A 16515-nucleotide genomic window follows, 5' to 3' on the forward strand; every position below is an offset into this window, starting at 1 on the left:
GAGCCCCGAGCCCCGAACCACCGCACCTTCCCGAAGACTTACGAGAGTCCGCCATGTACGAGCTGTCCCGGGTCCGCCTCTACTCCATCGGGCCCGCTGGTGCGCGCTACGCCGACACCGTGCTTGACCTGCGCGGTGTCGGTGACGTCGTGCCCGATCCCGCCCCGACGCAGGCGGAGTTCTTCGAGGAGGAGCCGGTCGGCCCGCCGCGCCGGCCCGCGCCGGCCGGTGTGCTCTTCCTGGAGAACGGCGGCGGCAAGTCCGTCCTGCTCAAACTGATCTTCTCGGTGATGCTGCCGGGCCACCGCAACACCCTCGGCGGCGCCAGCTCCGGCGTACTGCGCAAGTTCCTGCTCGCCGACGACTGCGGACATGTGGCGCTGGAGTGGCAGCACGTGCTGACCGGCGAGTGCGTCGTCGTCGGCAAGGTGAGCGAGTGGCGCGGCCGGCAGGTGTCCAACGACCCGCGCAAGTTCGCCGAGGCCTGGTACTCGTTCCGGCCCGGCCCCGGACTCAGCCTCGACAACCTCCCCGTCGCCGAGTCCACCGCGGTGCGACCGCCCGTGGAGGGCGTCTCCGGGGCCCAAGGGCGGCGGCGCACCATGAAGGGGTTCCGGGACGCCATCACCGAGGCGGGCAAGGCGTATCCGCACCTGGAGGTGCACTGGGAGGAGATCCACGACCGGTGGGTGGAACACCTCACCGAACTCGGCCTCGACCCCGAACTCTTCCGCTACCAGAGGGAGATGAACGCCGACGAGGGCGAGGCCGCCGGCCTCTTCGCCGTCAAGAAGGACTCCGACTTCACCGACCTCCTCCTGCGAGCGGTGACGGACACACGGGACACCGACGGGCTCGCCGACCTCGTCAGCGGCTTCGGCAACAAGCTCGGCCGGCGCGCCGAGCTGATCGCCGAACGGGACTTCACCGCCGGGTCGGTGGATCTCCTCGGACGCATCGTCGAGGCCGCCGAAACCCGCTCCCGCGCCCGTGACATCCACACCGGGGCCGAGCGGCGCACGCGCACGCTGGCCCGCCGGCTGTCCGCGCGGGGCGTGCAGGAGCGGATGCGGGCCGGGGACCTCGCCCAGCGGGTCACGGCAGCGGCCTACGCCGTCACGCACTCCGAGGGCGGACGTGAGCGCAGCGCGCTGATCGCCGCCGAACTCGCCTTCCGGCACGCCTCCCTGGCGCTCAGCGCCGCCGAGAAGTCCGCCGCCGCACAGAAACGCGAGCTCGCCGACGCCCGCACCCTGCACGCCGCCTGGCAGGCCGCCGAGGCCGCACTGCGCCACCGCGCCGCCTCCGACCGTGTCGCGCGCGTGTCCGCCGCGATCCAGGAGGCCGAGCGGGACGCCGCCCCGGCCCTCGCCGCCCGTGCCAAGGCCGCCGTCGACCTCGTACGCGCCCTGCACGCGGCCGCCGAGAACGCCGAGACCCTCGCCAACGAGGAGGAGGAGCGCTCGGCAGCCCTCCAGGAGGTCGCCGAGACCGCCCACCGGGACGCCACCTCCGCCGCGACCGAGGCGCAGCGCGCCCGCAGCGAGATCGGGCATCTGCGCCAGCGGCTCGCCGAGGTCGAGCAGGAGACCGCCGAGGCCGTCCGCGCGGGATGGCTGGACGACAGCGCCCCCGACGCCGACCCCGCGCGCGCGGCCCTCGCCGCCAGCGACGCCGAGAAGACGGCCGTCGCCGCCTGGGACACCGCCCGAGAGGCGTCCCGCAGGGCCTCCGAGCACGCGCGCGAGACCGCCTCCGCCGAGTCCCGCGCCGAGCTGACCGCAGCCCGCGCGGCGGACGCCGCGACGGCGGCGCAGCGGTCGTACGAGGCCGAGCGGCGGCTCGCCGAAGCCCTGGCGGGCGAGGAGCGGCTCACCGAACTGCTCGGCCTGACCGGCGTCACCGCACGCGGCCCGATCCCGCAGCCCCGGCAGGACGGGGACAGCGGCGACGGTGCCTCCCTGACGCCCGAGGACCTGGACCGCTGCGCCGACGAGCTGCGCGACCTCCTCGACGACGCCGTCTCCTCCGCCGAACGGCAGCTCTTCGACCTGCGCACCGCCGCCGCCGACGACGCGCGCATCCTCGGCGCCCTCGGTGACGGCGGGCTGCTGCCGCCCGGCCCGGACGTGCTGGCCACCGTCGAGTTCCTCGGCGAGCACGGCATTCCCGCGCTGCCCGGCTGGCGCTACCTCGCCCAGGCCGTCGACCCCGCCGACCACGCGCGGGTGCTCGCCGCCCGCCCCGAGCTGGTCGACGGCGTGATCATCACCGATCCCGACTCGCACGCACGCGCGCGTGACGCCCTCAGTGACGCGGCGCTCCTGCCGCGCTCCGCCGTCGCGGTCGGCACGGCCGCCGCCCTGCTCGCACCGACCCCGGCCGCGGACTCCACCAGCGGGGACGTCTTCCTCGTACCGCCGAACCCGGCCATGCACGACGAACACGCCGCCGACGAGGAGCGGCAGGCACTGCGCGCGCGGGCCACCGAGCGGGACGAGGACATCCGCCGGCTCGCCGCGCGGCTCGGCAAGGACCGTGAACTGGCGGCCCGGCTCGCCTCCTGGCGCACCGGCTGCCCGGCGGGGCGGCTCACCGAGCTCGCCCGCGCCGCCGGGGACGCCCGCGCCTTCGCCGAGGAGTCCGAGGCCGAGCTCGCCGAGGCACGGGCCCTGCGCGCCGAGGCGGACGAGGCCGCCGCCGAGGCCGCGCAGGTCCGCGACGAGACACAGGAGACCGCCCAGAAGGCCCGGCGCGCCGCCGACGCCCTCGCCGGGCTCGCCTTCCGGCTGCGCGAGCGGGCGGGCTGGCAGGCCAAGCTGCGCGAACTCGCCGACGAGGCCACCGAGTCGGAGGCCCGTGCCCAGGCCTGCCTGGAGCGCGCCCGCGCCGCCGACGAGGACCGCCGCGCCGCCCAGCGCGCCGCCGACGACGCCCGCCGCACCGCGCGCGCACTGCGCGCCGAGCGCTCCGAGATCGCGGGCGCACCCGACGACGTACCGGAGGACGACGCGGACGCCTCCCGGTCCTCCCTGCCCGCCCTCCGCGAGGCCTACCGGGCCGCCTCCCAGGTGTACGAGAAGGTCGGCGTCGGCGCCGACCTGCGGGCCGAGCAGGCGCGCGCGGAGAGCGACGAGAGCGCCGCCCGTGCCGAGCTGGACCGGCTGAGCAACAAGGTCCGTACCCGCGCCGAGCAGCTGCTCCAGTCGCCCGACGGCTCGGACGGGCCGTCCCGGCAGGCCGCCGCCGCACGCGCGGAGGAGCTGGTGCAGCTCCTGGAGACGCGCATGTCCACCGCGAGCGAGCAGCTCGGACGGCTGCGCGGCGAGGCCGAGCGGCATGCCCCCGAGGACGGCGACGCCCACACCGAGCTGCCCGAGGAGCTCCAGCCGCGCGACGCCGAGCACGCCCAGGCCCTGCTGCGCACGGCGACGGCCGAACTCGCCTCCCGCACCGAGGCGTTGGCCCAGGCCCGGGAGGCGCACGCCGAACTGCTCGACGCGCACCGGGCGGCCGAGAACGCGGCCGCCGGATTCGACGAGATCGCCGCGATGCTCCGCGACCTGCTGCGCGAACACGCCCCGGAGGAGGAGCAGGAGGCATCGGAGCCCTACCCCGGGACCCTGGAGGAGGCCCGGCAGTCGGCCGCGGAGGCCCGCCGCTCGCTGCGCGGCTGTGCCGCGGACCTCTCCACCGCCGAGTCCGCCGTGCGTGAGGCAGGCGACGTGCTCGTCCGGCACGCCAACTCCACCCGCTACGAACAGGTCCGCACGCCCGCCCGGCAGCAGATCCGCGAGCTGCCCGCCTCCTCGTTGCCCGAGCACGCCCAGAAGTGGGCGGACGCCTTCGCGCCCCGGCTCCGGGTGCTCACGGACGAGTTGGAGCAGCTGGAGCGCAACCGCGACTCGATCGTGGACCGGCTGCGCGGGCTCGTCGAGTCCGCGCTCGCGACCCTCCGCTCGGCGCAGCGGCTGTCCCGTCTGCCCGAGGGGCTGGGCGAGTGGTCCGGGCAGGAGTTCCTGCGCATCCGCTTCGAGGAGCCCGACCAGGCCACCCTCACCGAGCGGCTCGGCGAGGTCATCGACGAGGCGACCCGGGCGGCCGTGAAGAAGAACTCCGACCTGCGGCGCGACGGCATGTCGCTGCTGCTGCGCGGCGTCGCCGCCGCCCTGCAGCCCAAGGGCGTCGCCGTCGAGATCCTCAAGCCGGACGCCGTGCTGCGCGCCGAGCGGGTGCCCGTGGGGCAGATGGGCGACGTGTTCTCCGGCGGTCAGCTGCTCACCGCCGCCATCGCCCTGTACTGCACGATGGCGGCGCTGCGCTCCAACGACCGCGGCCGGGACAAGCACCGGCACGCCGGCACGCTGTTCCTCGACAACCCCATCGGCCGCGCCAACGCGACCTACCTGCTGGAGCTCCAGCGGGCCGTGTCCGACGCGCTCGGTGTCCAGCTGCTGTACACCACCGGCCTGTTCGACACGACGGCGCTGGCGGAGTTCCCGCTCGTCATCCGGCTGCGCAACGACGCCGACCTCAGGGCGGGCCTCAAGTACATCAGCGTCGAGGAGCACCTGCGCCCGGGACTGCCCCAGCCGCCCCAGGCGGGCGAGGCGGTGCACAGCGAGATCACCGCGACCCGGATGTTCAAACGACCGGCCCCCAGCGCGCAGTGACGCGCGCGGGGGCGCCGGCGCCGACGGGCCTCAGGGGTGCGACAGCCGCCCGGCGCCGCCCTGCCGGCGTATCCGCTCCTGCGTCCGCTCGGCGAGCCGGGCCTGCCGTCGCGCCCGGCGGCGCTCACGGCGCAGCGACCGGGCGGTGCTGCTCGGCGCCGACACCACGCCGTTGCGCTGGTTCCACACCTGGCGGGTGACCCACACGTCCAGCGCGGACCAGGTGGCCACCACCGTGCTGACCACACTGCTGATCACCATCGGGAAAGCCAGCCAGGACTCGGCGAGGGTGCACAGGAACGCCACCATCGCCTGAATCAACGTCACGGAGATGATGAGGACCGCGCGCACGGCCGCCTTGCGCACCGGATCGGGCAGACGGCGCCGCCGCGCGGGCTCCTCGACCCACAACGGCCTGTATCCGGCTCGCGCTTGGGCCGGGATGGACACGCCCTCGGTGCCGGCCGGCCGGCCGGCACCTGCTTCGTCCGCCGGAACGCCGTGATCCGGTGTCCCGGGCTCCCGCAGCGCCGTACCCCGCCCTGTCGCGCCTTCCTCGGGCGCCCCGCGCCGCTCCACCGTGCCCATCAACGTGTCACTCCCCACCGCCGGCAGACCACTCACCTCCGGGTCGAAGACCCGGTTCCCCTGTGGCTGCCCGGCTTGCTCTGTTTTACGCCGCCGAGGTGCGGCCTGCGGCTCCTGTGGCCGATTCCGCCCCCAATTCCCAATGAGTAGGACGGTCGAGAAGCCGCGAAGATTCCCAAGTTGCGAAAAATTCTGGCCAAGTCGCCGCCGGGGCCGATCGGATCCGGTCTTGTCGAAGAGACCGGATTCAGGGCGGCAATCTCCCGTAATGCCCGGACAACTCCCCATGTCCCGGCCGCGGTGCGGAAGTTCGGCTTCCGGACGGGTCTTCGAGTTAACTGCGCGGCGGTAGTAGGCTCGCGGCGTTTGTTGACGCACATGCGTACCCCCTGCCCGTGGGGGTTCGAGCTGGGGGAGGCCATGCGCTTTCGCGGGAAGTCCATCCGCCGGAAGATCGTGGCGCTGCTTCTCGTGCCGCTGGTGTCCCTGACCGCGATCTGGGGTTTCGCCACGGTACTGACGGGCCGTGAGGCGAGCCGGCTGTTCACCGTGTCGGCCGTCGTGGAGAAGGTCGGCTACCCCGTCGAGGACACGGTCCGCGTCGTTCAGCAGGAGCGCCGCCAGACCCTCGTCTACCTCGCCGACCCCCGCGCCTCCGACGCGCTCTCCGCGCTGCGCCGCACCCGGAACGCCACGGACGAGGCCCTCGCCGAGATCCGCCGGAACGCCCAGGACTCCGACGTCCGCGAGGTCCTGGACCAGGACGACGGCGACGGCCTGACGGCGGTGCTCGACGCCTTCGACGGCGTCGACTCCCTGCGCCGCAGCGTCGAGGAGGGCACCGTCACCCGGGCCCAGGCCCTGAACCTCTACAACCAGCTCATCGACCCCTGTTACACCCTGCTGTCCAAGCTGGACGTGGTCGACAGCGTGGAGATGGACAAGCAGTACCGGGCCCTCGTCAGCGTCGCCCGCGCCCGGGAACTCCTCTCCAGGGAGGACGCCCTGCTCGGCTCCGCCCTGGTCGTCGGCCGGCTCAGCCGCGAGGAGATCCGCGACGTCTCCGACCTCGAGGCCCAGCGCGAGGTCGTCTACGACATCAGCCTCGCCCAGCTGCCCACCGCCGAGCGCGAACGCTACGAGAGCTTCTGGAAGAACGCGACCACCGCCCCGCTGCGCACAGCGGAACAGGCTGTCGTCGCCGCCACGCCCGGTGACCCGCCCCGCGGCGTCACCGCACGGAACTGGGACACCGCGGCCGGAAACGTCCTCGACGAACTCGGCACCCTGGACGAACAGGCCAACGACCGCTATCAGGACCGGGTCCGGCCGGTGGCGATCGAGGTCATCGTCAAGGCCGTGGTCGCCGGCGTGCTCGGCCTGGTCGCCCTGATCGTCTCCCTCTTCCTGTCCGTGCGCATCGGCCGCGGTCTCATCCGCGACCTGCGCCAGCTGCGGCTGGAGGCCCACGAGGCGTCCGGCGTGCGGCTGCCCAGCGTGATGCGCCGCCTCTCCGCGGGCGAGCAGGTCGACGTGGAGACCGAGGTGCCGCGGCTGGAGTACGACAGAAACGAGATGGGTGAGGTCGGCCAGGCCCTCAACACCCTCCAGCGCGCCGCGGTCGAGGCCGCCGTGAAGCAGGCCGAACTGCGCGCCGGTGTCTCCGAGGTCTTCGTCAACCTCGCCCGCCGCAGCCAGGTCCTGCTCCACAAGCAGCTCACCCTGCTCGACACCATGGAGCGCCGCACCGAGGACACCGAGGAACTCGCCGACCTCTTCCGGCTCGACCACCTCACCACCCGTATGCGCCGGCACGCCGAGGGCCTGGTGATCCTCTCCGGAGCCGCCCCCTCCCGTCAGTGGCGCAAGCCCGTCCAGCTCATGGACATCGTGCGCGCCGCCGTCGCCGAGGTCGAGGACTACGAACGCATCGAGGTCCGCCGCCTGCCGCGCCTCGCCGTCACCGGTCCCGCCGTCGCCGACCTCACCCACCTCGTGGCCGAACTCCTGGAGAACGCCACGGTGTTCTCCCCGCCGCACACCGCCGTCCAGGTCATGGGCGAACGGGTCGCCAACGGGTTCACCCTGGAGATCCACGACCGGGGGCTCGGCATGGCGCCCGAGGCGCTCCTGGAGGCCAATCTCCGGCTCGCGGAGACCCCGGAGTTCGAGCTGTCCGACACCGACCGCCTCGGACTGTTCGTGGTCAGCCGTCTCGCCCAGCGTCAGAACGTCCGGGTCTCCCTGCAGCCCTCCCCCTACGGCGGAACGACCGCTGTCGTCTTCATCCCCGACGCCCTGCTGACCGACGACGTCCCCGACACCAACGGCATCGGCTTCCGCCTCGACCGTCCCCGCGCACCGAAGGCGGCCGAGACGGCGGAGGGCCGCAGGCCCGCGCTCTCCCCCTCGGTGCAGCTCCCCGGGATGCCCGCGTCCTTGCTGGACGGCCCGGTCGAGCTGGAGGCCCCCGTCGACCTGGGCGCCCTCGGCGACTTCCCGGGCGCACTGGACGAGGAGGACGACGAGCGCGGCGGTCTGTTCCGCCCGCGCCGCTCCCTCACCCTCCCCGAGGACGCCCCGGCCGTCGCTGCCGTCGACCAGCACGCGGGACACCCGGACCGGCGGGGCGAGCCGGACGGCGGCACCGAGGAGCAGGCGGCTCTCGTGCCGCTGCCCAGCCGCCGCACCCCCAAGCTGGTCAGCTCGCACGGCCGCCCGGTCCACGACCAGCGGCCCCGGCGCCCGGAGACGGACGAGGAGCCCTCGCCGCGACCCGGGCCGCGCCGAGCGGCCGCCGACGGTCCGGCACCCCTGCCCTCGCGCCGCCGTGGCAGTGGGGCGCAGATCCCGCGGAGCACCGCCGCGACCGAGCCCCCCGCAGTGCCGGGCCGTGCCGGACGCTCCGCCGACGAGCCGGCGCAGTCTCCCGTCCTCCCGCGGCGCACCCGCCAGGCCACGGCCGCGTCCGGCGACCAGGACCTCACGGCCGCGCGCGGGCACGCGGTGCCCGATCCGCGCGCCGGTGGCACGGGCGGCCTCCCGGAGCGCGACCGGGCCGGTGGGCCGCAGGGCGGGACGCCCGGCAACGGGCCGCAGGACCGCGCCCCCGGAACCGGGCCTCATGGCACCGGCTCCGCACCGGGAGCGCTGCCCCGTCGCGTACGGCAGGCGAACCTCGCCCCGCAGCTGAGGCAGGGCCCGGCAGCGCGCCCGGAGACCCGCTCCGACCTCGAGGACCGGGACGCCGACCAGGTACGCAGCCGTATGGCCTCGCTCCAGCGCGGCTGGCAGCGCGGCCGCGCAGAGAACGCCGCGGGCGACGAGGCCCACAGCGGCACAGCACCACAACGAACCACAAAGGGGGACGGTCGATGACCGCACCGAAGGCGACCGGCCACACCATGAGCAACAACGGCGAGCTGAACTGGCTCCTCGACGAACTCGTCGACCGGGTGGCCAGCATCCGCAAGGCCGTCGTGCTCTCCGGCGACGGCCTGGCGACCGGCGCGTCCAGGGACCTGACCAGGGAGGACAGCGAGCACCTGGCCGCTGTCGCCTCCGGATTCCACAGCCTCGCCAAGGGCGTGGGCCGCCACTTCGAGGCCGGCAGCGTCCGCCAGACCGTCGTCGAGCTCGACGACGCCTTCCTGTTCGTCACGGCCGCCGGCGACGGCAGCTGCCTCGCCGTCCTCTCGGACGCCGACTCGGACGTGGGCCAGGTGGCGTACGAGATGACCCTCCTGGTCAAGCGGGTCGGCGTACATCTGGGTGCCGCGCCGCGCACCGATCTGCCCTCCGGCGGGTAGTGGGATGGCATGAGCACAGACGGTCAGGGAAGCAGCCACTGGTTCGACGACGAGGCCGGACCGGTCGTCCGTCCGTACGCCATGACGCGCGGCCGCACCACCAGTGCGGTCCAGCACCGCCTCGACCTGATCGCGCTGGTCGTCGCCGAACCGCACGCGGACGATCCCGAAACGGACCACTCGCTGTCCCCGGAGCACGTGGACATCGTGGGCCTGTGCCGGGACGCGCCGCAGTCGGTCGCCGAGCTCTCCGCCGAGCTCGACCTGCCCATCGGCGTGGTACGGGTCCTCGTGGGAGACCTCGTGGACGCGGAATTCGTCCATGTGAACCGGCCGGTACCCCCGGCCGAGCTGCCGGACGAGAGTATTCTGCGCGATGTGATCAACGGCCTCCGGGCGCTGTGAGCGGCGCGGAAGCGAGGTGAGGACGTGACCGGCTGGCAGTTCTGGGTGGACCGGGGCGGAACCTTCACCGACATCGTCGCGCGCCGCCCGGACGGCCGGCTGCTGACACACAAACTGCTGTCCGAGAACCCGGCGCGGTACGCCGACGCGGCCGTCGCAGGTGTCCGCGCCCTGCTGGCGGACTCCCGCGACCCCGTCGAGGCCGTCCGCATGGGCACCACGGTCGCCACCAACGCCCTGCTGGAACGCAAGGGCGAACGCACGCTGCTCGTCATCACCCGCGGCTTCCGCGACGCCCTGCGGATCGCCTACCAGAACCGACCGCACATCTTCGCCCGCCGGATCGAACTCCCGGAGCTGCTGTACGAGCGGGTCGTGGAGGTCGACGAACGCATCGCCGCCGACGGCACCGTCCTGCGCGCCCCGGACCTGGACGCCCTCGCCGGCCCCCTGCGGCAGGCGTACGCCGACGGGATCCGTGCCGTCGCCGTCGTCTGCGTGCACAGTCATCTCCACCCGGCGCACGAGCAGGCCGTCGGAGAACTGGCCGCCCGGACCGGCTTCCCGCAGATCTCGCTGTCCAGCGAGGTCAGCCCGCTCATGAAACTCGTCCCGCGCGGGGACACCGCCGTCGTCGACGCGTACCTGTCGCCCGTGCTGCGCCGCTACGTCCGCCATGTCGCCGACGAACTGCGCGGCGTACGGCTGATGTTCATGCAGTCCAACGGAGGGCTCTCCGAGGCGAACCAGTTCCGCGGCAAGGACGCCATCCTGTCCGGGCCCGCGGGCGGCATCGTCGGCATGGCCCGCATGTCCCAGCTCGCCGGCTTCGACCGCGTCATCGGCTTCGACATGGGCGGCACCTCGACCGACGTCTCCCACTTCGCGGGGGAGTACGAGCGGGTCTTCACCACCCATATCGCCGGCGTCCGGCTGCGCGCCCCCATGCTGGACATCCACACCGTCGCGGCGGGCGGCGGCTCCGTCCTCCGCTTCGACGGCTCCCGCTACCGTGTCGGACCGGACTCGGCCGGCGCCGACCCGGGACCGGCCTGCTACCGCGCCGGCGGACCGCTCGCCGTCACCGACGCCAACGTGATGCTCGGCCGCATCCAACCCGCCCACTTCCCCGAGGTGTTCGGTCCCGAGGGCGACCAGCCCCTGGACGGCGGCCTGGTCCGTGACCGCTTCACCGCCCTCGCGCGCGAGATCCGCGAGCGGACCGGGGACGACCGCACGCCCGAGCAGGTCGCCGAGGGCTTCCTGCAGATCGCCGTGGCCAACATCGCCAACGCGGTGAAGCGGATCTCCGTCCAGAAGGGCCATGACGTCACCCGCTACGCCCTCACCACCTTCGGCGGCGCCGGAGGCCAGCACGCGTGCATGGTCGCCGACTCCCTCGGCATCCGCACCGTCCTCGTGCCGCCCATGGCCGGAGTGCTGTCCGCGCTCGGCATCGGACTCGCCGACACCACGGCCATGCGCGAACAGTCCGTCGAGGCGCCCCTGGAACCCGCGGCGATGCCCGGCGTCCTCAAGACGGCCGACGACCTGGAGGCGGCCGCCCGCGCCGAACTCCGCGCCGAGGACGTCCCCGACGACCGCGTCCGCACCACCCGCCGCGCGCAGTTGCGCTACGACGGCACCGACACCACCCTCACCGTCGAGCTCACCGAACCCGCCGCGATGAGACGGGACTTCGAGGAACGTCATCGCGCCACGTACTCCTTCACGCTCGACCGCCCGATCGTCGTCGAAGCGCTGTCCGTGGAAGCCACCGGCGTCACCCTGCCCCCCGATCTGTCCGCCCTCGCCCCGTACGAGGGCCGCACCGCCGCACCCGGGACCGTCCGCCTGCACACCGGCGGCACCTGGCGCGACGTACCCCTGCACCGCCGCGAGGACATCCCTCCCGGCGAGTCCGTGACCGGCCCCGCGATCATCACCGAGGCCGGCGCCACGACGGTGGTCGACGACGGCTGGGAGGCCGCGACGACCCACGACGGGCATCTGGTCCTGGAACGCGCGGCGGTCACGCAGAGTTCCGACGTGGCCACGCAGGTCGATCCGGTTCTTCTCGAGGTCTTCAACAACCTGTTCATGTCCATCGCCGAGCAGATGGGCGCCCGCCTGGAGTCCACGGCCCAGTCGGTCAACATCAAGGAGCGCCTCGACTTCTCCTGCGCCCTCTTCGACCCGGACGGAAACCTGGTGGCCAACGCCCCGCACATCCCCGTCCACCTGGGCTCGATGGGAACCAGCGTCAAAGAGGTCATCCGCCGCCGCGGCACCGGGATGCGGCCCGGCGACACCTACGCGGTCAACGACCCCTACCACGGCGGCACCCACCTGCCCGACGTCACCGTGATCACCCCGGTCTTCGGCACCCGGCCGAACGGCGACACGGAGAGTGACGGCCGCCGTGACGGCGAGATCCTCTTCTACGTGGCCTCGCGCGGCCACCACGCAGAGATCGGCGGCATCGCCCCGGGCTCCATGCCGGCCGGCAGCCGCACCATCGAGGAGGAGGGCGTCCTCTTCGACAACTGGCTGCTCGCCGAGGACGGACGCTTCCGCGAGGAGGAGACCCTGCGCCTGCTCACCGAGGCGCCCCACCCCTCCCGCAATCCCAGGACCAATCTGGCCGACCTGCGCGCCCAGATCGCCGCCAACCAGAAGGGCGTCGACGAAGTGGCCCGCATGATCGAGGACTTCGGGCTCGACGTCGTGCAGGCCTACATGCGGCACGTCCAGGACAACGCCGAGGAAGCGGTGCGGCGCGTCATCGAGGCCCTCGACGACGGCGAGTACGCCTACGAGACCGACTCGGGCGCCGTCATCCGCGTACGCGTACGCGTGGACCGCGAAAACCGGTCCGCCACCGTCGACTTCACCGGCACGTCACCGCAGCTGGGCACCAATTTCAACGCCCCCTACGCGGTCGTCAACGCGGCCGTCCTGTACGTCTTCCGCACCCTCGTCGCCGACGACATCCCGCTCAACGACGGCTGTCTGCGTCCCCTGACGATCATCGTGCCGCCCGGCTCCCTGCTCGCACCCGAGCCGCCCGCCGCGGTCGTCGCCGGCAACGTCGAGACGTCCCAGGCGATCACCGGTGCGCTCTACGCGGCCCTCGGCGTCCAGGCCGAGGGCTCCGGCACCATGAACAACGTGACCTTCGGCAACGATCGCCACCAGTACTACGAGACCGTCGCCTCCGGATCGGGCGCCGGCGACGGCTTCCCGGGCGCGTGCGTCGTCCAGACACACATGACCAACTCCCGGCTGACCGACCCCGAGGTCCTGGAGTGGCGGCTTCCGGTACAACTGGACGAGTTCGCCGTCCGGAGCGGCAGCGGCGGCGCCGGACGATGGCGCGGCGGGGACGGCGCCGTCCGCCGTATCCGCTTCCACGAGCCCATGACCGTGTCCACCCTCTCCCAGCACCGCAGGGTCCCCCCGTACGGGATGGCGGGCGGGGCCCCCGGCGCGCTGGGAGCCAACCGGGTGGAACGCGCCGACGGCACCGTCGTCGAACTCGGCGGCAGTGACTCCGTGGACGTCGGCCCCGGCGACGTCCTCGTGGTCGAAACCCCCGGTGGCGGAGGCTACGGCCCCCCGCCCCACACCCCCAGTCAAGCCACACAGCAGGAGAAGTGATCGATGATCTTCGGGCGCTCTGAGCGCGGCAAGCCCCCGGTCGAGCCCGTCACGCTCAAGATCCTGGTCGCCGGCGGTTTCGGGGTGGGCAAGACCACCCTCGTCGGCGCCGTCAGCGAGATCAGGCCGCTGCGCACCGAGGAGTACCTCACCGAGGCCGGCCGCCCGGTCGACGACCTCACCGGCGTCGAGGGCAAGCACACGACCACCGTTGCCATGGACTTCGGGCGCATCACCCTGCGCGAGGACCTGGTGCTGTACCTGTTCGGCACGCCCGGCCAGGAGCGGTTCTGGTTCATGTGGGACGAGCTCTCCGAGGGCGCCCTCGGTGCCGTCGTGCTCGCCGACACGCGCCGGCTGGAGGACTGCTTCGCCGCGGTCGACTACTTCGAGCGGCGCTCCATCCCCTTCCTCATCGCCGTGAACTGCTTCGAGGGCGCCGCCCTCTACCCCGAGGCGGACGTGCGTCAGGCACTCGACCTCGACGACGGCGTACCGGTGATCCTGTGCGACGCCCGCGACCGGCGGTCGGTCAGGGACGTCCTGGTCGGCGTCGTCCAGCACGCGATGGACTTCGGCGCCGAGCGGCGGCAGACCGTCACCACCTGAGGCGCACACGGCCCTTGCCCCCGCCGACCGGGGCAAGGGCCGTGGCTCTCCGTCCGCCCTTCTAGCCCTCGCCGTCCTCCACCCAGCCGAAGCTCTTCTCCACCGCCCGGCGCCAGTTGTGGTACTCGCGGTCCCGCACCGACGCCTGCATCGCCGGAGTCCACTCGGCGTCCTTCTGCCAGTGCGCCTTCAGTTCGTCGAGGTCGTTCCACACGCCGGTGGCCAGCCCCGCCGCGTAGGCGGCGCCCAGACAGGTCGTCTCCGAGACGCGGGGCCGGATCACGGGCACGCCGAGGACGTCCGCCTGATGCTGCATGAGCAGGTTGTTCTTCGTCATGCCGCCGTCCACCTTCAGGGTCGTGATCTGCACCCCGGAATCCTGGAACATGGCGTCCACGACCTCCCGCGTCTGCCAGCTCGTCGCCTCCAGCACCGCGCGCGCGAGATGCGCCTTGGTGACGTAGCGGGTGAGCCCGGTGACCACGCCGCGCGCGTCCGAGCGCCAGTACGGCGCGAACAGCCCCGAGAACGCGGGCACGATGTACGCGCCGCCGTTGTCCTCGACGCTCGCCGCCAGCGGCTCGATCTCGTCAGCCGTACGGATGATGCCGAGCTGGTCCCGGAACCACTGCACGAGCGCACCCGTTATGGCGATCGAACCCTCCAGACAGTAGACCGGCGCCTCCCCGCCGATCTTGTAGCCCATCGTCGTCAGCAGCCCGCTCTTCGACGGCACCGGCCGGTTGCCGGTGTTGAGCAGCAGGAAGCTGCCCGTGCCGTACGTGTTCTTCGCCGTGCCCACGTCGTAGCACGCCTGTCCGAACACCGCCGCCTGCTGGTCGCCCAGCGCCGAGGCGACCGGCACTCCGCCCAACTGTCCCACGGCGGTGCCGTACACCTCGGCCGAGGACCTGATCTCCGGCAGCATGGCCTCCGGCACGTTCATCGCCGACAGAATGGAGCCGTCCCACTGCAGCGTCTCCAGGTTCATCAGCATGGTCCGGCCGGCGTTGGTCACATCGGTCACGTGCCGGCCGCCGTCGGTGCCGCCGGTGAGGTTCCAGATCAGCCAGGAGTCGATCGTGCCGAAGGCGATCTCGCCCCGCTCGGCCCGGTCCCTGAGCCCGGGCACGTTGTCCAGCAGCCAGGCCGCCTTGGGGCCCGAGAAGTAGCTGGCCAGCGGCAGTCCGGTCTGTTCACGGAAACGGTCCTGCCCGTCGGAGCCGCCGAGTCGGTGGCAGAGCGGGGCGGTCCGGGTGTCCTGCCACACGATCGCGTTGTGCACGGGCTTGCCCGTGGTGCGGTCCCACAGCACGGTCGTCTCGCGCTGGTTGGTGATGCCGAGCGCGCTGATCTGGTCGGCCCGCAGCCCGGCCTTCGCGATCGCCCCGGCGACCACGGCCTGCACCTTGGACCAGATCTCGGTGGCGTCGTGCTCCACCCAGCCGGGCTTGGGGAAGATCTGGCGGTGTTCGCGCTGGTCGACGGCGACGATCGCGCCGTTCCGGTCGAAGATGATGCAACGGCTCGAGGTGGTGCCCTGGTCGATTGCGGCGACGTACTTCTCGGCGTTGTCCGTCATGGCTACCCCTTGGGCTGGGTTCAGAAGGCTGGCGGCCGGTCAGAAGGCCGCGTGGTAGATGAGACCCGCGAGCGCACCGCCGACCAGCGGGCCGACGACCGGGATCCAGGCGTAACCCCAGTCGGAGGTGCCCTTGTTCGGGATCGGCAGGAAGGTGTGCACGATCCGCGGGCCCAGGTCGCGCGCCGGGTTGATGGCATAGCCGGTGGGCCCGCCGAGGGACAGTCCGATGCCGACGACGAGCAGGGACACGATCAGAACGAGCGTGCCGGACTCACCGAGCCCCTTCGTCAGGCCGAAGGCGAGCACCGGCAGGACCAGTGCGATCGTCGCGATGATCTCCGTGATCAGGTTGGCGACCGGATTCCGGATCTCGGGGATGGTGGAGAAGATGCCCAGCGTCGGCGTCGGTTCCTCGGCCGTGCCCTCCGTGGTGCCCGTCTGCCGTACGTTCGCCTGGAACTGCGCGAGGTACACCAGATACGCGAGGACGGCACCGAGCATCGCGCCGACCATCTGGCCCAGCAGATAGACCCAGACCTTGCCCCACTCGCCGGTGTCGACGGCGATGCCGAGGGTGACGGCCGGGTTGAGCTGTCCGCCGGACAGCGGCGCGGCCGTGTACGCCCCGGCCAGCACGCCGAACCCCCAGCCGAACGCGATCACCACCCACCCCGACGCCCGTGCCTTGGAGTGTCTGAGGGTGACGGCGGCGCATACACCCGCGCCGAACAGGATGAGGACGGCGGTACCGATGACCTCGCCGACGAATATGTCTCCGTTGCTCATGGCGACTCCTGGGCCGGGCCCGGGGCGATCGGCCCCGGTGCGCTGTGCAGGGTGGCGTTCGCGTGGCTGCTTCGGCCATGGCAGGGAGGTCCCGCGCCCCGCCCGGCGTCCGTGACGAGCGTGCCGTCAGAGCCGAATCGCCCGTGGGGGAGTGGTCCGCGGCCGGAAGAGTCCGCGTGGCGCGCGCCTGGATACGCCGAGAATGTACGGCGATGTCGGCTGACACCGGGAAGTGTTCACCGGCGCCCAGGGAGCGTCAAGGAGGCGGACGGCAATGGATGAGCACCGAGAGGGCCGCCATCGCCCGGCACCTCCCACAGCCTGGCAGCGGGCAGACCCCGTTCCCTTGCCCACCGGCCGGGCCCCCAACCGCTGCTGACAGCCCCTCAGTCCGTCATCC

At 72.8% G+C, this 16515-nt stretch carries 8 protein-coding genes and 1 pseudogene; 6 read left to right on the forward strand and 3 right to left on the reverse strand.

All coding sequences use genetic code 11. The features are described from left to right. Positions 1-53: 53 nt before the first annotated feature. Positions 54-4673: a hypothetical protein gene (locus ACFY30_RS35145; protein ID WP_390849188.1), complete on the forward strand. Its 4620-nt coding sequence runs from the start codon at positions 54-56 to the stop codon at positions 4671-4673. A gap of 30 nt (positions 4674-4703) precedes the next feature. Here ACFY30_RS35145 and ACFY30_RS35150 read toward each other — a convergent pair whose 3' ends face one another. Then, complete coding sequence (locus tag ACFY30_RS35150; RefSeq protein WP_390849189.1) at positions 4704-5261, reverse strand: hypothetical protein; 558 nt, start codon at positions 5259-5261, stop codon at positions 4704-4706. Between the two features lie 420 nt (positions 5262-5681). On the opposite strand from ACFY30_RS35150, the gene ACFY30_RS35155 reads away from it, so the two are divergent. From ACFY30_RS35155 to ACFY30_RS35175, 5 genes and pseudogenes are all read left to right on the forward strand, one after another. Continuing rightward, positions 5682-8639 carry a nitrate- and nitrite sensing domain-containing protein gene (locus tag ACFY30_RS35155; RefSeq protein WP_390849211.1) on the forward strand — a complete coding sequence of 986 codons (2958 nt, stop codon included), beginning with the start codon at positions 5682-5684 and terminating at the stop codon, positions 8637-8639. Continuing rightward, positions 8636-9070, forward strand: coding sequence for a roadblock/LC7 domain-containing protein (locus tag ACFY30_RS35160; protein ID WP_390849190.1), 435 nt, complete (start codon positions 8636-8638; stop codon positions 9068-9070). The genes ACFY30_RS35155 and ACFY30_RS35160 overlap by 4 nt, the downstream gene beginning before the upstream one ends. 9 nt (positions 9071-9079) lie before the next feature. After that, positions 9080-9475: a DUF742 domain-containing protein gene (locus ACFY30_RS35165; protein ID WP_390849191.1), complete on the forward strand. Its 396-nt coding sequence runs from the start codon at positions 9080-9082 to the stop codon at positions 9473-9475. Between the two features lie 24 nt (positions 9476-9499). Next, positions 9500-13158: pseudogene (locus ACFY30_RS35170) on the forward strand (hydantoinase B/oxoprolinase family protein). Further along, positions 13139-13744 carry an ATP/GTP-binding protein gene (locus ACFY30_RS35175; protein WP_390849192.1) on the forward strand — a complete coding sequence of 202 codons (606 nt, stop codon included), beginning with the start codon at positions 13139-13141 and terminating at the stop codon, positions 13742-13744. Before ACFY30_RS35170 ends, ACFY30_RS35175 begins: the two are co-directional and overlap by 20 nt. Before the next feature lie 61 nt (positions 13745-13805). Here ACFY30_RS35175 and glpK read toward each other — a convergent pair whose 3' ends face one another. Together glpK and ACFY30_RS35185 are read right to left on the reverse strand one after the other, a co-directional pair. Beyond that, complete coding sequence (gene glpK, locus ACFY30_RS35180; protein ID WP_390849193.1) at positions 13806-15326, reverse strand: glycerol kinase GlpK; 1521 nt, start codon at positions 15324-15326, stop codon at positions 13806-13808. A 39-nt stretch (positions 15327-15365) separates the two neighbouring features. Beyond that, complete coding sequence (locus ACFY30_RS35185) at positions 15366-16115, reverse strand: MIP/aquaporin family protein (RefSeq protein WP_390849194.1); 750 nt, start codon at positions 16113-16115, stop codon at positions 15366-15368. Between the last annotated feature and the right edge of the window lie 400 nt (positions 16116-16515).

This window comes from Streptomyces sp. NPDC000345, assembly GCF_042898825.1.
In the GTDB taxonomy this organism is placed as follows: Bacteria; Actinomycetota; Actinomycetes; order Streptomycetales; family Streptomycetaceae; genus Streptomyces.